This window comes from Priestia sp. SIMBA_032, from assembly GCF_046535215.1.
Classification (GTDB): Bacteria; Bacillota; Bacilli; order Bacillales; family Bacillaceae_H; genus Priestia; species Priestia aryabhattai.
Genome location: NZ_JAWRXD010000002.1, coordinates 102,095 through 119,424, shown reverse-complemented (window position 1 = coordinate 119,424; position 17,330 = coordinate 102,095). Strand labels below are relative to the sequence as shown.

20 protein-coding genes and 1 pseudogene are annotated in these 17,330 nt (G+C 38.2%); 4 read left to right on the top strand and 17 right to left on the bottom strand.

From position 1 onward, the window contains the following. Nucleotides 1–31: 31 nt before the first annotated feature. Together ytrH and ytrI are read left to right on the top strand one after the other, a co-directional pair. A complete protein-coding gene (gene ytrH / locus SB717_RS06555) occupies nt 32–367 on the top strand; it encodes a sporulation membrane protein YtrH (RefSeq protein WP_045291192.1) in 336 nt (111 codons plus the stop codon). Beyond that, entirely contained in the window at nt 364–882 is a 519-nt protein-coding gene (ytrI, locus tag SB717_RS06550; protein WP_045291194.1) for a sporulation membrane protein YtrI, read from the top strand. Before ytrH ends, ytrI begins: the two co-directional genes overlap by 4 nt. A gap of 38 nt (nt 883–920) precedes the next feature. Here ytrI and SB717_RS06545 read toward each other — a convergent pair whose 3' ends face one another. Further along, the gene (locus SB717_RS06545; protein ID WP_410903483.1) at nt 921–1,859 is read right to left on the bottom strand and encodes a DHH family phosphoesterase; all 939 of its coding nucleotides are present in this window, start codon (nt 1,857–1,859) and stop codon (nt 921–923) included. A gap of 251 nt (nt 1,860–2,110) precedes the next feature. Here SB717_RS06545 and SB717_RS06540 point away from each other — a divergent pair, with 251 nt between their 5' ends. Next, entirely contained in the window at nt 2,111–2,407 is a 297-nt protein-coding gene (locus tag SB717_RS06540; protein ID WP_045291198.1) for a YtpI family protein, read from the top strand. 25 nt (nt 2,408–2,432) lie between these two features. Here SB717_RS06540 and SB717_RS06535 read toward each other — a convergent pair whose 3' ends face one another. The 8 genes from SB717_RS06535 to SB717_RS06500 form a co-directional block, all read right to left on the bottom strand. Next, nucleotides 2,433–3,749 carry a CBS domain-containing protein gene (locus tag SB717_RS06535; RefSeq protein WP_074677781.1) on the bottom strand — a complete coding sequence of 439 codons (1,317 nt, stop codon included), beginning with the start codon at nt 3,747–3,749 and terminating at the stop codon, nt 2,433–2,435. Nucleotides 3,750–3,830: 81 nt separating this feature from the next. Further along, on the bottom strand, nt 3,831–4,067 hold the full coding sequence (locus SB717_RS06530) for a hypothetical protein (RefSeq protein ID WP_074677783.1): 237 nt from the start codon (nt 4,065–4,067) through the stop codon (nt 3,831–3,833). A 98-nt stretch (nt 4,068–4,165) separates the two neighbouring features. Beyond that, a complete protein-coding gene (locus SB717_RS06525) occupies nt 4,166–4,345 on the bottom strand; it encodes a hypothetical protein (protein ID WP_410903482.1) in 180 nt (59 codons plus the stop codon). Nucleotides 4,346–4,479: 134 nt separating this feature from the next. Further along, nucleotides 4,480–5,157, bottom strand: a complete 678-nt coding sequence (locus SB717_RS06520; protein WP_410903647.1) for a metal-dependent hydrolase — start codon at nt 5,155–5,157, stop codon at nt 4,480–4,482. 113 nt (nt 5,158–5,270) lie between these two features. Beyond that, nucleotides 5,271–6,392 carry an alanine dehydrogenase gene (gene ald, locus SB717_RS06515; RefSeq protein WP_013059462.1) on the bottom strand — a complete coding sequence of 374 codons (1,122 nt, stop codon included), beginning with the start codon at nt 6,390–6,392 and terminating at the stop codon, nt 5,271–5,273. 150 nt (nt 6,393–6,542) lie between these two features. After that, nucleotides 6,543–6,710: a hypothetical protein gene (locus SB717_RS06510; RefSeq protein ID WP_013059463.1), complete on the bottom strand. Its 168-nt coding sequence runs from the start codon at nt 6,708–6,710 to the stop codon at nt 6,543–6,545. Between the two features lie 163 nt (nt 6,711–6,873). Next, nucleotides 6,874–8,262, bottom strand: a complete 1,389-nt coding sequence (gene argH, locus SB717_RS06505; RefSeq protein ID WP_074677787.1) for an argininosuccinate lyase — start codon at nt 8,260–8,262, stop codon at nt 6,874–6,876. Then, on the bottom strand, nt 8,259–9,467 hold the full coding sequence (locus SB717_RS06500) for an argininosuccinate synthase (protein WP_033579611.1): 1,209 nt from the start codon (nt 9,465–9,467) through the stop codon (nt 8,259–8,261). Before SB717_RS06500 ends, argH begins: the two co-directional genes overlap by 4 nt. Before the next feature lie 316 nt (nt 9,468–9,783). Between SB717_RS06500 and SB717_RS06495 the strand changes: the two are divergent. Beyond that, nucleotides 9,784–10,098 (top strand): annotated as a pseudogene (locus SB717_RS06495) (hypothetical protein). Between the two features lie 26 nt (nt 10,099–10,124). Here the strand turns inward: SB717_RS06495 and SB717_RS06490 are convergent. The 8 genes from SB717_RS06490 to sppA all read right to left on the bottom strand — a co-directional run bounded on the left by SB717_RS06490 (nt 10,125) and on the right by sppA (nt 17,298). Beyond that, nucleotides 10,125–10,970 carry an EcsC family protein gene (locus SB717_RS06490; RefSeq protein ID WP_410903481.1) on the bottom strand — a complete coding sequence of 282 codons (846 nt, stop codon included), beginning with the start codon at nt 10,968–10,970 and terminating at the stop codon, nt 10,125–10,127. A 228-nt stretch (nt 10,971–11,198) separates the two neighbouring features. Then, the gene (locus SB717_RS06485; protein ID WP_013059468.1) at nt 11,199–12,389 is read right to left on the bottom strand and encodes an acetate kinase; all 1,191 of its coding nucleotides are present in this window, start codon (nt 12,387–12,389) and stop codon (nt 11,199–11,201) included. Nucleotides 12,390–12,585: 196 nt separating this feature from the next. Further along, on the bottom strand, nt 12,586–13,578 hold the full coding sequence (locus SB717_RS06480; protein ID WP_410903480.1) for a class I SAM-dependent methyltransferase: 993 nt from the start codon (nt 13,576–13,578) through the stop codon (nt 12,586–12,588). A gap of 147 nt (nt 13,579–13,725) precedes the next feature. Then, complete coding sequence (gene tpx / locus SB717_RS06475; RefSeq protein WP_045291207.1) at nt 13,726–14,259, bottom strand: thiol peroxidase; 534 nt, start codon at nt 14,257–14,259, stop codon at nt 13,726–13,728. 137 nt (nt 14,260–14,396) lie between these two features. Then, nucleotides 14,397–14,861 (bottom strand): GerW family sporulation protein, encoded by a 465-nt coding sequence (ytfJ, locus tag SB717_RS06470; protein WP_013085211.1) that lies wholly within the window; start codon nt 14,859–14,861, stop codon nt 14,397–14,399. A gap of 13 nt (nt 14,862–14,874) precedes the next feature. Then, nucleotides 14,875–15,573: a DUF2953 domain-containing protein gene (locus SB717_RS06465; RefSeq protein WP_013059472.1), complete on the bottom strand. Its 699-nt coding sequence runs from the start codon at nt 15,571–15,573 to the stop codon at nt 14,875–14,877. A gap of 200 nt (nt 15,574–15,773) precedes the next feature. Beyond that, nucleotides 15,774–16,277, bottom strand: coding sequence for an RDD family protein (locus tag SB717_RS06460; RefSeq protein ID WP_074677793.1), 504 nt, complete (start codon nt 16,275–16,277; stop codon nt 15,774–15,776). A 10-nt stretch (nt 16,278–16,287) separates the two neighbouring features. Continuing rightward, a complete protein-coding gene (sppA, locus tag SB717_RS06455) occupies nt 16,288–17,298 on the bottom strand; it encodes a signal peptide peptidase SppA (protein WP_410903479.1) in 1,011 nt (336 codons plus the stop codon). Nucleotides 17,299–17,330: the final 32 nt, after the last annotated feature.

Sequence of the window (17,330 nt, the reverse complement as noted above, 5' to 3'; positions counted from 1 at the left end):
TTATCAATAAAATAGCAAAGGAGGACGCGTCATGGCAAAAGAGCCTTTTATGTCTCTTTTTATTTGGAGCTACTTTACTTCATTAGGCATTATTTTAGGAGGTTCATTAATCGGAGCATTTGCGGGGTTTTTAATTGGCAAATCTCCCCTGTACGTCATGCATACCCTCAGCAATAGTCTAAAAATCTGGGCCATTGTCGGAGCCATCGGAGGAACATTTGATACGTTTTACAGCTTTGAGCGAGGACTCTTTGAAGGAGCGACAAAAGATGTATTCAAACAAATTCTTTTAATTCTATCCGCTATGGGAGGAGCTCAGACCGGAGCTCTAATCATCAAGTGGTTAACGCAGGAGCACTTTGTATGAGGGTACCCAGTGAGCGAATGTTCAAGCGCTCCGACTGGCAGCGTTTTTTTGCCGGTATTGTCATTGGAGCAATTGTCAGCTGGGGAGTGTTTTTAACGATTTACGGCGTTTCAAGAGATAGAGAGCTAGAGGAGATTCGAATTGCTAATGATAAGCTAAAAAAAGCAAATTTGCAAATTAGCGCATGGCAAGAAGATGTAAAAGCATTAAACAAGGAAATGAAACAGCATTTAATTATTCAAAATGTAAAAGTAAAATTAGTAAACGGTCATCGTTATAAAGTCAATTCTGTCGTTGAATACAATATTCAAAAAAGCGTTGATGAAGAAGCACAGCACTTAATTGCCCAAGATATTGAAAGTGCGTATCGAAGCAGGGATATCTTAAAAAAAGCAATTGAAAATAAAAAGTACGAATTTGATAAAACAATTTATGAAGTTGAAGTTCATCAAATTTATTTTTATACAACGCTTTCAATTGAAATTCGAATTAAAAAGATGGAAAAGGTATTATAAAAAGCCGCTGATGTAAAATCAACGGCTTATTTTATAGATTACCCCTGACTGCAAAGCTCTTCTAAATCACGCAGCAAAGGCTCTACTTCTTCCCATGAATAAATGGAAGCGCCGGACGCAAGAGGATGGCCTCCTCCGTTGTATTTTCTGGCAATTGTATTAATCACAAGCTCTTTTGAACGCAGGCGGACCCGAATTTGATTTTCTTCCTCCACAAAAAACACCCACGTTTTTACTCCATCAATTTGTCCTAACGAACCGACTAGCTGAGAGGCATCAGCAGGTGTCACATTATATTTTCGAAGAATTTCATTCGGAATTTTCATGTAGGCAACTCCCGCTGGAGACATCGTGAAGTTTTGCAGCACATATCCATGTAAGTGAGCGACATTTTCTTTTGTTTTGTATAACTGATCATATACATCTTTAAAATTGAAACCATATTGAATCAATTCACTTGCATAGCAAAATGTTTTTGGCTTTGTATTTGGAAATAAAAATCGGCCTGTATCACCGACGATACCAGTGAAAATTAACTTTGCTCCTTCATCATTAAGAGCTAACCCCTTTTCTTTTCCTTCCAAGTAAAATTCATAAATCATTTCACTTGTTGAAGAAGCAGACGTCTCAACCCAAAGTAAATCCCCGTAAGGAGTTTGATTCGGATGATGATCGATTTTAATGATCATTTTTCCATTTGCGTAGCGCTGATCTGATACTCGCGCTTCATTGGCCGTATCACAAACGATGACAAGCGCATCTTCATAGATGTCATCGGCGATATCATCCATACGGTATAAAAATTTTAACGACTCCGCTTCTTCTCCCGTTACGTATACCTTCTTTTCCGGAAAAGATGTTTTTAACAATTCTGCTAATCCGCACTGAGATCCGTATGCATCTGGATCTGGACGAATGTGCCGATGAATAATGATGGTGTCAAACTGCTTAATAGCTTCTAATATTTGTGTTTTCATTGTCTCTCTCCTGTCAATATTGTTCTCGTTTTATGTACGTACCACATGCACTTACATTTCCGCAGCGCTGTATCCATATTATTTATTAAATCATATCTCTTCTCTTTTTTAAAAGAAGAATCAATCAATAGTAGAATTTTCTGTCATCGGCCTGTAAAATAATAGATACTACTGTAAACACTTTCAACACTACGCATTACTAGCATCTAGAAACATTACGGATAGAAATACACCGGACTGGAGGGGCGTCTGTGCCATTTTTTATGATTTTAATCGTTGTGTCCTTTGTTTTCTACATGTATTTAAAAGTAAAATACGTACGTTCGAAACGCCCAATGGAACGAAAGTGGATTTCCGCTAAGTCGAGTATTTGTCTTGGCTCTTTTGTATTATTTTTTGGGATCAATCAATGGTTTATTTACGAAACAAACCTTTCGCTTATCATCGGCATATTATTTGTATTATTCGGTTCAGGCAGCATAATAGCAGGTGTCAAAGCTTATAAGCACTATCAGCCTTATGCAATAAAAGAAGCAGATCAAATGTAAAAGAAGCTGCAAAGCAGCTTCTTTTTTATACTCTGTCTAATAACTGAGCCATCATCATCGCTTTTCCTACTACAACTCCGGCGTTGTAGACTTCTACATCTAATTTAGCAAACTTCCGACCAAGTTCTAGCAGCTTAGGGCGAATTTCAATTACACTTTCAATTTGAACCGGTTTAATAAAATAAACGGTAATGTTTTCAATAACCAAATCACCTTTTTTATATAAGCGAAGAACACGATTGGCAGCTTCCGTCACAATAGTAGTAAAAACTCCGTATGAAATAGTTCCCATATAGTTTGTCATTTGTGGCGTTACTTCACAGCGATAAACCGGTGCTTCTTTTGTCTCTTGTACGTCCATAAATTGATTCGTTACAATGTCATCAATGGTTTCTCCTACCTGTGGTTGACGCTGAATCATTTGCAGCGCTTTTAAGACATCTTGACGGCTGATAATGCCTTCTAATCGGTGATAATCGTCTACTACAGGCAGCACTTCAATCCCTTCCCATACCATCATATGAGCAGAAGAAGCGACCGATGTTTTTCCATGAACGGTCATCGGATTTTTCGTCATGACTTTTTCAATCGAAGTGGAAAGATCATATCCAATAACATCTTTTGAGGTCACCATACCATGAACTTTCATATGCTGATCTACTACAGGAAAACGACTGTGGTGAGTTTGATCGTTACATTCGTGCCATTTTTCAATTGTATCGGTTAACTGCAAGCTAACCGCTTCAGAGATGGGTGTTAAAATATCCTCTACAAGCACAATTTCTTTTTTTATCAGCTGATCATAAATAGCACGATTAATCATCGTTGCAACTGTAAACGTATCATAGCTCGTTGAAATAATAGGAAGCTTAAGATCATCCGCAAGCTTCTTAACCCATTCTTCCGTATCAAAACCGCCCGTAATTAACACGGCTGCGCCTGCTTCAAGAGCTAATTCATGAGCGTTTACTCGATTCCCTACGATAAGAAGGTTTCCAGCCTCGGTATACCTCATCATAGCATCAAGCTTCATCGCTCCAATAACAAACTTATTTAACGTTTTATGCAAGCCTTCACGTCCGCCCAGCACTTGTCCATCTACGATGTTTACTACTTCAGCAAACGTGAGCTTTTCAATGTTTTCTTTCTTCTTTCGTTCAATTCGAATAGTCCCTACTCGTTCAATCGTTGAAACATATCCTTTATTTTCCGCGTCTTTTATTGCTCGGTACGCCGTGCCTTCACTGACAGTCAGTTCTTTGGCAATTTGGCGCACTGAAATTTTTTCACCAATTGGAAGCGAATCGATATACTGTAAAATTTGCTCATGTTTTGTCGCCACGTGTACTTCACCCTTCTAAAACATTTTTACGTTTCATATGTCTTTTCTTTTATTATACGGGGGAAGTGAAATGGATTCAATCTAACCTCTTTGACGCAAAGGCTTTCTCACACTATTTTTTTGAATACCTGCCTTTTTACGGCGCGGTGCATAAAGTAGTGACGACAAATTTCCTCCGGCTGCAAAAAGAGCAAAGGTAAGCCAGCTTATACTAAAAATCCCTTGCAAACTCGAAGTTGTTAACACTAAGTGCGGCATTGCATAGTAAAGCATCACTCCGCATAGTAAAAGCGATAAAATAACTCGATTTTTTTCCATAACTCTCCCTCCTTATTATTACTATCGTATGCAGTAGAGTAAAAAAAGCAGAACGTTTCTTTGCAAATAAAAAGGGATTGAGATATAACTGCATCGATTCAATCTAAACACGACCAAACGTGAGACATGAGCTGAACCGCTTGTGACACCGCAGTTGATTTCCGTGCAAGACTTCGCTTTCCGCGGGCGGCCGGTGAGCCTCCTCGTCGCTTGCACTCCTGCGGGATCTCACCTATTCCGCTTTTCCCGCAGGAGTCTTCCTCTTTCCTTCCAATCAACAGCTAGAAGCCGCTACATACATGAAACCTACGTTCACCATAACAATAAAAAAAGAACGAGTAATCGATATTATCGATTACTCGTTCTTTTTTAACCTTAACTGAAAGCATTTTTTCCCAGCCTCTATTTATGATTAAAGATCCAATCCTTCTCCAGCTTTTAATACTTTTCCTTCAATACCGGATAAAGACTCAACAAATTGATGAGGATCTTGCTTAATTACAGGAAATGTATTGTAGTGAATTGGCACAACAAGCTTTGCCTGCACCCATTCCGCTGCGATAGCCGCATCTTCAGGTCCCATTGTAAAATTATTTCCAATTGGTAGAAACGCCAAGTCGGGTTTATGGTGACCAATTAATTTCAAATCAGAAAATAAAGCCGTATCTCCAGCATGATAAATCGTCTTTCCTTCAATTGTTAAAAGCAAACCAGCCGGCATTCCTGTATAAATAATTTTCTCATTATTTTCTGTATAACTTGAACCGTGGAAAGCTTGTGTCAATTTCACCGTGCCAAAATCAAATGTATAGGCTCCGCCTATGCTCATTGGATGTACGTTTAAGCCTTGCCAGCTAAGATATGTAGCTAATTCTGCTACTGCCACAACAAGTGCATCGCTGCGCTTAGCAATTTCAACCGTGTCGCCTACATGATCATTATGGCCATGAGTCAGTAAAATCACATCTGCTTTTACATCTTCAGCATTTAAATCTGTTGATTCATTTCCAGTGATAAACGGGTCAATTAAAATTGTTTTTCCTTTTGTTTCAATTTTAACAATAGAATGTCCATGATAAGAAACGTGCATCATTTATTCTCTCCTTTTACACTAACCTTTTCTATATTCTACCCGTCTGTTTTGGTTACAAAACAAGTGAATACGCGGCTATCATATCACAAACTGCGTAAAAACATGCCTTATTATGCTTGCTCTAATAAAGTTGTTGCATCAGCGTAAGTTAGACCGTGCGCATCTGCCACAGCTGCGTAAGTGACAAACCCATTTAGGGTGTTGATTCCTTGAAGAAGGGAAGGGTTTTTTAAGCACGCTTTTTTATATCCTTGACTTGCTATTTGCAGAGCATAAGGCACCGTTACGTTGGTCAGTGCTAAGGTCGACGTGCGGGGAACAGCTCCTGGCATATTAGCAACAGCATAATGCAAGACCTCATGCTTCGAATAAGTCGGGTTATCGTGAGTGGTAATGCGATCAGTTGTTTCAAAAATTCCCCCTTGATCAATAGCAATATCAACCACAACTGACCCTTTTGACATTGTTTGAACCATTTCCTCGGTGACAAGCTTTGGCGCTTTAGCTCCTGGTATGAGAACCGCTCCTATTACTAAATCTGACTCTTTTACGGATTGTGCAATATTGTAGTGATTTGACATTAAGGTCGTCACTTCTTTACCAAATAAATCATCAAGCTGGCGAAGGCGATCAGCGTTTAAATCAATTATTGTGACATCAGCCCCTAATCCGACCGCAATTTTAGCAGCGTTGGTCCCTGCTACTCCTCCTCCAATAATTGTTACTTTTCCTCTTTGCACGCCTGGAACTCCACTTAATAAAATTCCTTTGCCACCTTTGGTTTTCTCTAAAAATTGAGCTCCAATCTGAGAAGACATTCTTCCTGCAACTTCGCTCATCGGCGTTAACAGAGGCAAGCTTTTGTTTGGAAGCTGTACAGTTTCATAAGCGATGCCTACCACCTTTTTATCAATCAATGCTTTCGTTAATGCTTCTTCAGCTGCCAAATGTAAATACGTAAACAAAATAAGTCCTTCACGAAAATATCCGTATTCTTCTGAAATCGGTTCTTTTACTTTCATAACCATTTCCGCATCCCATGCTTCTTTTGCAGTATTTACAATAGAGGCTCCTGCATTTGTGTAATCTTCATCATGGAATCCAGAGCCTTCTCCTGCCTGTGTTTCAATATATACATCATGCCCACCGTTAACTAAAGCTGTAACACCAGCTGGAGTAATAGCCACGCGATTTTCATTGTTTTTTACTTCTTTCGGCACTCCAATTTTCACCTTTATCCCTCTTTTCTTATATCAGTGATTAACTGAAAAAAGAACGCCACACCAAATCCTTTAGAAAACCGGATTTACTATGACGTTACCTTTCGATAGAGCTCAGCGTAATCCTGCTTTTCTTAGTCTATATACAGTATATGCACGTAGTTATTCATATAGTTCGTTATCACTCTGTGCTTCTGGATTTTCAACTACAGAAGCCATAGCATCGCCAATGACGCCGCTTGAATAAGAATCCATTAGCTGTCTTGATGTCTCTTTTTCTCCTTCAAAATCATATTCATATACATGCTGCGGATGTTTTTTGTCTTTCATATGTCACTTCTCCTTTTTCACTCTATTTTCTTTACGAATGTGCACTTTACTTCATAATCCCTTACATGATCTTTTCTATTTTCTTCTTAAATGCTCTAGTTATACCATTTATCTCACATCAAAAAACGCCCGCAGATTTTTCTACGGACGTTTTGATAACTTTTTATATCGATGTTTTTTCGTGCAATTCATCTTTAGCTAGCTGAATTGCTTTTTTTACTTGTTCAAACCCTGTTCCTCCCGCGCTATTGCGGCGATTAACAGCTGTTTTTGGACTTAATACATGGTAGATGTCTTCCTCGAATAAATCTGACGCTTCTTTATATTGTTCAAGCGGCAAATCCATTAGGTAGATATTTTTCTGAATACAAACGAGAACTAGTTTCCCAACCACTTCATGTGCTTCACGAAACGGCATACCTTTTGAAGCAAGATAGTCAGCTAACTCCGTTGCATTTGAAAAATCTTGTTTCGTAGCTTTTTCCATAACATTTGTTTTTACTGTCATTGTTTCAATCATGCCAGCAAAAATGGTCAAACATCCTTCAATCGTTGTAACCGTATCGAACATACCTTCTTTATCTTCTTGCAAGTCTTTGTTGTACGTTAAAGGCGTGCCTTTTAACACAGTCAATAAGCTAAATAAATGACCATATACTCGTCCTGTTTTACCACGAATTAGCTCCGCCATATCAGGATTTTTCTTTTGAGGCATAATACTGCTGCCTGTTGCGTACGTATCATCCATTTCAATAAATTGAAACTCTTGACTAGACCATAAAATTAACTCTTCACAAAAACGAGATAAATGCATCATTAAAATAGAACTGTTGCTTAAAAACTCTAAAATAAAGTCACGGTCGCTGACAGCATCCATACTGTTTTGATAAATTCCATTAAAGCCTAGAAGCTCCGCGCTGTAATGACGATCAATTGGAAATGTTGTACCAGCTAAAGCTCCTGCTCCTAAAGGAGATAAATCAATACGCTTTAGCGATTCCGCATAACGCTCAGCATCACGCTTAAACATTGAAACATAAGCCATTAAATGATGAGCAAAAGAAACCGGCTGCGCGCGCTGTAAATGTGTATATCCTGGGAAAATAGTTTCGACATGCTGATCAGCTTTTGTAAGCAGCACATCTTCTAGATTTTCGATCAGTCCTACGATTTGCTGAACGTGCTTTTTTAAATATAAGTGCATATCTGTAGCAACTTGATCATTACGACTTCGACCCGTATGAAGCTTTCCTCCAACCGGACCAATTTCATCAATTAAGAGCTTTTCTAAATTCAAATGAATATCTTCATATTGAGCAGAAAACGTTAATTCTTTCTTCTTAGCTTTTTCAAGCAGTGTTTGAAGGCCTTTTTTAATTTGTAACGCTTCATCTCCAGAAAGAATGCTGCATTTCTCAAGCATTGTTACATGTGCTAAACTACCTTCAATATCTTCTTCTACAAGATGCTGATCAAATGAAATTGACGCACCGAACTCGTCAATCCATTGTTCAGGGCGTTTCGTAAAACGCCCTCCCCAAAGTTTGGTCATACCGTTGTCACCTTCTTTTGATTTACCATGCTGCTCACTTGTGTTGGAAGACCCCATAATGAGATAAAACCAACTGCTGCATTGTGATCAAATTCATCTTCTTTTGTATATGTTGCAAGTTTTTCATTGTATAAAGAATTAGGAGATTTACGTCCCTCTACGATAGCATGCCCTTTAAATAGTTTTACTCTCACTGTTCCGTTCACATATTGCTGCGTGTCTTTTAAGAATGCAAGTAGTGAATTTGTTAATGGAGAGAACCATAAACCTTCGTAGATAACTTCAGTTAATTTTTTCTCAATCACTGGTTTGAAGTGCGCTACTTCTTTTACTAATGTTAAATCTTCAAGCTCTTTGTGTGCTTTAATTAATGTCATAGCAGCTGGACACTCATATACTTCACGTGATTTGATTCCCACAAGACGGTTTTCTACATGATCAATACGTCCCACTCCGTGCTTACCTGCAATTTCATTCAATTCTAGAATTAACTGAGCTAGCGTGTAAGATTGACCATTTAATGCTACTGGCACACCCTCAACGAATTCAATTTCTACTACATCCGCTGTGTCCGGAGTGTTTTCAAGAGAAGCCGTTAGGTCATATGCTTCTTCAGGTGGAGCTGCCCAAGGATCTTCAAGAACGCCGCACTCGTTACTTCTTCCCCATAAGTTTTGGTCAATTGAAAATGGGCTGTCTAAGTTAATTGGAATTGGAATATTCTTTTCTTTTGCATACTCGATTTCTTCTTCACGAGACCATTTCCAGTCACGAACAGGAGCTAAAACTTCTAAGTGTGGATTTAATGCTTTAATTGATACTTCAAAACGCACTTGGTCATTTCCTTTTCCCGTACATCCATGTGCGACAGCTACTGCATTTTCTTGTTCTGCTACTTCTACAAGCTTTTTAGCGATTAGCGGTCTAGATAGTGCAGATACTAATGGATATTTTCCTTCATATAATGTGTGGGCTTGAAGTGCTGCTAATGCAAATGTATTAGCATATTCTTCTTTTGCATCAATCACATATGATGATACAGCTCCAACTGTTAAGGCTTTTTCTTTAACGAATTTTAAATCTTTTCCTTCGCCTACGTCTAAACAGCAAGCTACTACATCGTACCCTTTTTCCTGTAACCATTTAATTGCAACTGATGTATCTAAACCTCCGGAATATGCTAAAACAACTTTTGGATTACTCATCATCTATTCCTCCTACAAATTATATATATATATTAATACAACCGTTTTAATTTTTATTCATTTAATCTACTATTACTTTAACAACTTTTTAATCTATTTTCAATAGTTATTCAAAAAAAAGTATATAAATTCACATTTTTTTTAATTTAATAGGATAAAAGCTTTTAAAATACTGTAAAAATAGACATAAATGAATATTACCGTCTTGAACGCTGTGTATATTTATATGTATAAACCAAGTATAAATGATTTATTTTTCACTTACAGTAGATCTGGCTTTTGTCATTGTATAAAATGGAAGGGAAGAGGTGAAAAAATGGAGCGCTTTTTTACTTATGACAACCGAATCGGGATAAAAATTCCTGCTCTCGAAAGAGAATGGACATTCTATTCTGAAAAAGTTCAGCAGGATATCCTTCTAACATGGGAATCCATTCGAGGGCAGATTCCAGACAAAATTCAATCTTTAGAAAAGAGTATTAATCAAAAACAAGCGGCGTTAGAAGATGAGACTAATTTTATCCGCTCCTGTTAATTAAATAGCGAGATAGGAGAACTTGCTTCTATTATTAATGATTTGTGGATTTGGTATCGAACAAATGAGGGAATATCAAAAAAAGTTCACGGATAGACAAAAAAACCGAGTCTCATAAAAAATTAATGAGACTCGGTTTTTTTATCCAGCAAATAGCGGTATTGGTAAAAGCGCTTCGCATAATCTGTCACTTGTTTGGCCATTCGATAATTCATCCCTCCGCCAACCATCATACTCACAATTGGCAAACGATTATAAACTTTTCGCTTCGCAGCCAATATAGCTAGCGTTTTTCCAATTTGCACAACGATTTTTTGCAGCCACGTCTTATCTATAATTTGATCAACACCTTCATAAAAATACGGGTCAAATTCTTGGCTTAGCTCACTTTTTAATTGGTGCCACCCCTCAGCCTGAAGGTGTCTAGGTAACGTTGCTGCATGAAAAACTTTTAGCGTTAGCATAAGCTCTGAAGGAGTCTGGATATGATAGCCGTAGCTCATTGCTGCCTGTTGCACCGCTTGAATATTCATGCATAAAACAGCGGGTATATCAATACCGACTAGCAGCGATTGGCCGGTTCCTGAAAGTGCCCCTTGACTCAGCGCATACAACCGAAGCTTGGCCATTTGCTGTTCGCATATATAAGAAAGCTGATCTACTTGAAGGGAATTCATTTCTGACAGATCTGTGATATCTTCTTTGAATACACGGGCGGTTTCAATAATTCGTTTTGTCGCTTGAGTTTGCATTTCCGTACCTTGAATTAATGCAGTTAACTGAAAGAGTCCCTCATCAATTTTATGTAAATAGGTCTCACGTACAGAAGCTGGAATTAAGCTAAGCCCCTTTTCTAACCACTCTTCGTACAATAACTCCATCTCAGTTGCTTCTACGCTCTGTAAGCTCTCTTCCCATTTATAGATTTCTTCTAAAAGCTGTTCTTCGCGATTCGTTAGTATCATCATGTCACCCTTTCAAGAAATAAGTAGTTTTATTTTTATTATAACAAATAATGCATCCGTTACATTTTGCTTCCTATATTATTTCTTTCTTCTATACGTTGTAAACCTTCTTTCAACCGTCAGCTACTTACGCTATATAAAAAAGCTGATTTCCTAACAAGGAAATCAGCTTTTCGTTAGTTTGCCTGACAATTTATGAGAATTCATGCATTGAAGAGGCACTTTATGAACTTAAATATTCGCTAAACGAGTAACGTCACGTGCAATCATAACTTCTTCATCTGTAGGAATAACCATAACTTTAACTGGAGAATGAGGGTAGCTAATAAATGCTTCTTCTCCTTGTACACTATTTAAAGCTGGATCCCAATAAACGCCCATGAACTCTAAACCGCGAAGAACGCGAGCACGTACAACATCACTGTTTTCTCCAATACCTGCTGTGAAGATGATTGCATCTACACCAGACATACGAGCAGCATAAGAACCGATATATTTATGAATACGGCTAGCAAATACTTCAAGTGCTGTTTCAGCGCGTTCATTGCCTTCAGCGCTTGCTTTGATTAGATCGCGTAGGTCACTAGAAATACCAGATACACCTAAAAGACCACTTTCTTTATTTAATACATTTAATACTTCGTCAGCAGTTTTTCCTGTTTTCTCCATAATAAATGGAATTAATGCAGGATCAATGTTACCTGAACGAGTTCCCATTGCTACACCAGCTAATGGTGTGAAGCCCATCGATGTATCAATTGACTTACCGCCTTCAATTGCAGCGATACTTGCACCATTACCTAAGTGACAAGAAATTAAGCGCAATTGTTCAATTGGACGGCCAAGAAGCTCAGCTGCACGCTCAGAAACATATTTATGAGATGTGCCGTGGAAACCGTATTTACGAACACCATACTTTTCATAGTACTCGTACGGTAAGCTGTACAAGAATGATTTTTCTGGCATTGTTTGATGGAATGCTGTATCGAAGACTGCTACAGCTGGAACATTTGGAAGAATATCTTGGAACGCTTTAATTCCCACAATGTTTGCTGGGTTGTGAAGCGGTGCTAAATCAGATAAAGCTTCAATTTCCGCTAGTGTTTCATCTGTGATTAAAACAGAGTCAGCAAATTTCTCTCCGCCGTGTACTACACGGTGACCTACACCAGTGATTTCATCGTATGATTGAATGATGTTTTGAGAAAGTAACTTTTCAACTAAAATTTTAACTGCAACAGCATGGTCAGGGATTTCTGTAATATCCGTTTGTTTTTCACCATTTACCGAGATCGTGAAAACAGCGTTATCTAAACCAATTCGTTCTACTAAACCTTTTGTTAATACCGTCTCACTTGGCATTTCAAATAATTGAAACTTAAGTGAAGAACTGCCGGCGTTGATTGCCATGATTTTTGACATAAAAAAACAGCTCCTTCTTTATTATACGTGCATCATAAACATAACGAACAGAACATAAAAGTGTAATCTCTACAATATTCTATGCATTTCGACACGATTTCTATCCTTATTCATTTAATCATTCACGACAATAGATTTCAAGAGCTATACATCATGAAAACGCTACCTAAAAATATTCATTATTTTCGAAAAAGACTTACTTTTTATTAACGCGGAACCATTGGTCCATTTGAGCCATAATATCACTCATTGCTTCTCGATTACTGAACTTCGGCAAATTCACAAGTAGCGCTTGATCAGGTGCAGTTACCCCTTCTCCCTGCTTTTGAAGAATGATAATACTCTTAGCAGCCTGCTCTTGTTTGAACATTGAAAGCGGTAGCTGAACGATCCCTTGAACGATTGCTTCCTCTTTTAGCAGCGGCTGTAACAAATGAGACTGTTCAGATTCGAACAAGTTATTTGGAATAAGAGCAATCACGTAGCCTCCGTCTTTTACATGGCGCAAGCTTTGTTCAATGAATAAGTGATGAGCATAGGTATGACCTTCTTCAGCTCTTACTTTATACTCTTTTGCCCCTTCATCGTTTGGATAATAACCAACAGGCAGGTCACAGACAACTAAATCAACAGGATCAATAAAAAGCGGCTGTAAGCTGTCTTGATTAAATAATTGAACGCCGTGCTTCTGTAAGTTTGCATTTACATATGTCAATTGAAGTAATAAATCATCCAGATCTACACCGTATACATGTTCAATTGACGAAGCGTGTGTATTTAAAATTGTTGTTAATAAGTTTCCAGCTCCTACTGCTGGGTCTAAAAGCGTATATCTATCTTTTCCTGCCATGAATTTTCCAACTAAGTAGCTGACAAATAGTCCTACAGCATCAGGCGTCATTTGGTGGTTAGGCTGAACTGCTTCTTTCATCCCTTTTAAAATAGCTAGCTGATATGCTTTTCGAATCGTTTCTTTCTCAAAATGATCAAGCGTGATTGAATCGTATTCTTTTTTTAAACGTTTTTTAGTTACCTCATCTAGCTCTTCTTGCAAAATAGTTCCTTGAAACAAGTTTTCTCCCGTTTCAGCTACTGCTTCTAAATATACGCAGTTTAGTTCTTTTCTTAAAATAATAGCTGTTTGATCAATTACACCAAATAGCTTTTCCATACTAGCTAATTGACTCATATTCTGCCTCCTGTGTAATGAAATAGTATCTATATGAATGAGTAAACGTCCTATTTGGAACATCATATTTTATCATAAAAGCTTCTTAAAACACAAAGAAGGCGAAAAACATTGTTTTCCGCCTTCTGCCGAACCCCATCGACAATCTTACTTAGCTGCTTTAGCTGCTTCGATTGCTGCTTCGTAGTTCGGATGCTCAGTTACTTCTGGTAAGTACTCAACATACGTTACGTTATCATTTGAGTCTACTACAAAGATTGAACGAGCCAATAAGCGCAATTCTTGAATAGCTACACCATATGCTTCGCCGAAAGATAAGTCGCGGTGGTCAGATAGCGTTTGAACATTATCAATGCCATTAGCACCACACCAGCGCTTTTGAGCAAACGGTAAATCTACGCTCACTGTTAATACTTTTACGTTATCTAATTTAGCTGCTTCTTCGTTGAAGCGGCGAGTTTGCGCATCACAAACTCCAGTATCAATAGAAGGAACTACACTAATTAGGCGAACAGAACCCTTTGTGCTGTCAAGCGTTACTTCTGATAAATCATTTGCTAAAACGGTAAAGTTTGGCGCCTTGTCTCCAACCTTTACTTGATTTCCTAATAATGTTACATCGTTACCTTTAAATTTAGTCACGAATAATTCCTCCTTTAAATAAGTATGTACACTGTTCATATTAGCTTGTCTGTCTCTATATTGCAATTAAATGACATACATAATATAGCGCTGTATGCTAGAAAACATGCCCAATAAAAAAGGCTTTGCTTGTTTCTTTTATCGTTCAAAGAAGCAAGCAAAGCTTTAGTTTATCTTTACAAATTAAAATCATTTGCACCGTCATGATGCTGATTTTGTTGATTATGATCCTGCTGATGGTTATTTCGCTTGAACATTTGCTGCACGCGTTCAATAGCTTGAGGTGCTGTATCTAAAATCTTTTCATATAAATGTGTACTTTCATTAAGGTGAAGCATTTTAATTCCGCTTCCACTCACAATTAAAAAGGCAATTGGCGTAATTGATACACCGCCACCGCTACCTCCGCCAAATGGATGACCTGATTCTTGCTGATGCTGCCCCGGAGAAGATGGTGCATGCCCTTCTACTCCAAACTCGCTTCCGCCCGCTGCAAAACCAAAACCTACTTTTGAGACCGTTAAAATAACGCTGCCATCAGGTGTTTCTACAGGATCACCAATGATTGTATTAACATCAATCATTTCCTTTAAATTCTCCATAGCTGTCGACATTAAACTTTTAATTGGATGTTCTGCCATTAAGATAACCTCCTTATGTTTTTACAGAGTGTGTCTTGTTCTTATTTGACGACTTCCATCTTTTGCGACGCTTTTTGGACGTATGCCGCCAGTATCTCAAGGTCCGTAAACCTACTAGAATAGCTTGACCAACTCGAAAAGAAATTATGCACTCAAATACCGTTTCTGACCAAAGATGTTGAAATACAGGAGTAACGCTCATTACAGGCATATCTTTTAGTTTCATATAACGGCTGATTATACCAACTATGCCCCCCTTTGCAGACCATACAGCCCCGGTAAGTACGCCTGTTAACGCAGCATCACCTAAGCCGAAACGGCTGTGCCATCTAATATCACTTACCGTCACTTTCTGTAAGAAACGACGAAAAATTTTATGAAAACCGACTACCTGTTCAAGGAATTGCTTCGCATTTTCTAACATGCTTAAGCCGTCTTCTACAGAATAATCACTCCATGAATTCTCGTCTTCTTTTCCTTGATCACCCATTCCTTTCTTCTTTTCAACAAGCAAACGAGGAGAATCTTTTTTCACTTTCACTACCGGAATTTCATATGTATAGCGAATAAGACCAAACCAAGCTCTGAGTCTCACTCTGTAATAATCGTTATCTCGGACATGGTGAAGATCTACAAATAGCGTGATTTTTGTCCATACGATAAGTACAATAACAATTAAAAGTGCTAGCAATATCCATAAAAGCCATAGCACATCCTTCACTCCTTCTTAGCTTCACATTATCTCCAAAACACAGAATATTAAACCTTATGGAAACAATAAAAAGAGGTTGAGACATAACCAAAGGAAATATACGTTTACCGTAACAAAAAAAACGCACCACTAATCAATAATCTTGATCAGTGGTGCGTTTTTCACTTCGTCTAAAACCCTTTTGTCCCGGCCTCTTTTTATTATCTGCTGATTGTACCTTCATGTATGACAGTTGTATCTGCGTAGTAATCATGGGCTCCTTGCTTTTTAGGTAAAAACGCAACTAATAAATACCCAAGTAAAAAAACCGTTTTAGAAATATAACGTCCAACTCCTTCACGAAACAGCACAACAGGCCAAGTTAAAGTGGAGTCTTTCAGCGATACTACTTTAAGCCCAAACACCATCTTTCCAAGCGTTTGTCCAAAATACTTGGTCATTAAAACAAAATAACCATAAAAGATAATCACCGTTACAATCGTATAGGGAGAAAAAAATCCATCTCCTTGAGGAATATCTGCTAAATGGAAAATGGGCTTGATCAGCAGGGCGTTCAAGCTAGCTACCACAGCTAGATCCAAAAGATATGCCCAAAAGCGCATCCAAAAGCCTGCATAATGGAATTCACTACCTATCGGAGCACTTACCGCTGGCTCATGTTTTATATTGTCGTTTGATTCGGTTGAATGAGACTGATTTTCCATATTCCCACCTCTATTCTGCATATAAATACATCAAGCGCGGAGAGCTTGGCTGCGCAAATGTTTTTAACATTGCAGTGACTTGTTCATCTCCACCAATTACTTTTTGCATGCTCATTGAAAGCCAAGAAGGCAGTCCGAATCCTTGATTGTATTGAATTACTTGTGCACCTTTTAACTTATAATCTTTCTCCATTCCTTTTACCGCATCTTCAAAATAGCCTAGTTGATCGACCAGCTTCAGCTCTTTAGCCTGACGTCCATCGTACACTCGGCCATCTGCAATAGAACGAACTTTTTCTTTAGACAGGTGACGTCCTTCAGAGATAACATTGACGAAACCATCGTACGAGTTGTCCACAAGTGTTTGCATAATTTCTTTTTCTTCTCCGGTCATTTCTCTTGTTGGAGACATAATATCTTTATGAGCTCCGCTTTTAATAACAACAGATTCTACTCCTAATTTATCAGCCAGCTTGCCGTAGTTAACGCTTTGCATAATTACACCTAATGAACCTGTTAAAGTGTCCGGGATTGCATAGATTTTATTAGCAGCTGTTGAAATGTAATAGCCTCCTGAGGCAGCCATTGATCCCATTGAAATATACACTGGCTTTTTCGTGTCTTTCTTCAGCTCTTCAATTTTTTTATGTATTTCAGCACTTTCAACGACGCCGCCACCCGGTGAATTCACCTTAATAATGACTCCTTTAACTGCCTTATCATTTTTTGCAGCCTCTAGCTGCTTTAAAAATGCTTGGTGGTTATAACCATTTTGGGACATAAGCGGAGAGGAACCGCTTCCTGTATCTTGAATCGTTCCATTGACCTCTAGCACTGCAATTTTCTTAGCTACATTCCCTTTTTCGATAACTGTTTCTGATAGTTCACTGTCGTCTCCTCCAAATATGCCTGCCAGACCGTTATCTTTTTCTTCTTTGACTGAAAAACCAATATTAACAATCGCAGAAAAAATGAATAAGCAGGCCACAATTAAAAGAGCAATCCACCTTTTTTTGTTCATGAAAATCCTCCTTTTTAGGTGTCAGAATTAAA

What these genes read in the sequence shown, in the direction of transcription:
- SB717_RS06460 (WP_074677793.1), bottom strand. Translation starts at nt 16,277, where the DNA reads ATGGAAAATCAGTCTCATTCAACCGAATCAAACGACAATATAAAACAT.
- ytrI (WP_045291194.1), top strand. Translation starts at nt 364, where the DNA reads ATGAGGGTACCCAGTGAGCGAATGTTCAAGCGCTCCGACTGGCAGCGT.
- SB717_RS06500 (WP_033579611.1), bottom strand. Translation starts at nt 9,467, where the DNA reads ATGAGTAATCCAAAAGTTGTTTTAGCATATTCCGGAGGTTTAGATACA.
- SB717_RS06510 (WP_013059463.1), bottom strand. Translation starts at nt 6,710, where the DNA reads ATGAAAGACAAAAAACATCCGCAGCATGTATATGAATATGATTTTGAA.
- SB717_RS06485 (WP_013059468.1), bottom strand. Translation starts at nt 12,389, where the DNA reads ATGTCAAAAATCATGGCAATCAACGCCGGCAGTTCTTCACTTAAGTTT.
- SB717_RS06480 (WP_410903480.1), bottom strand. Translation starts at nt 13,578, where the DNA reads ATGAGTCAATTAGCTAGTATGGAAAAGCTATTTGGTGTAATTGATCAA.
- ytrH (WP_045291192.1), top strand. Translation starts at nt 32, where the DNA reads ATGGCAAAAGAGCCTTTTATGTCTCTTTTTATTTGGAGCTACTTTACT.
- ytfJ (WP_013085211.1), bottom strand. Translation starts at nt 14,861, where the DNA reads ATGGCAGAACATCCAATTAAAAGTTTAATGTCGACAGCTATGGAGAAT.
- SB717_RS06530 (WP_074677783.1), bottom strand. Translation starts at nt 4,067, where the DNA reads ATGGAAAAAAATCGAGTTATTTTATCGCTTTTACTATGCGGAGTGATG.
- SB717_RS06490 (WP_410903481.1), bottom strand. Translation starts at nt 10,970, where the DNA reads ATGATGATACTAACGAATCGCGAAGAACAGCTTTTAGAAGAAATCTAT.
- sppA (WP_410903479.1), bottom strand. Translation starts at nt 17,298, where the DNA reads ATGAACAAAAAAAGGTGGATTGCTCTTTTAATTGTGGCCTGCTTATTC.
- SB717_RS06545 (WP_410903483.1), bottom strand. Translation starts at nt 1,859, where the DNA reads ATGAAAACACAAATATTAGAAGCTATTAAGCAGTTTGACACCATCATT.
- argH (WP_074677787.1), bottom strand. Translation starts at nt 8,262, where the DNA reads ATGACCAAACTTTGGGGAGGGCGTTTTACGAAACGCCCTGAACAATGG.
- tpx (WP_045291207.1), bottom strand. Translation starts at nt 14,259, where the DNA reads ATGAACAGTGTACATACTTATTTAAAGGAGGAATTATTCGTGACTAAA.
- SB717_RS06520 (WP_410903647.1), bottom strand. Translation starts at nt 5,157, where the DNA reads ATGCACGTTTCTTATCATGGACATTCTATTGTTAAAATTGAAACAAAA.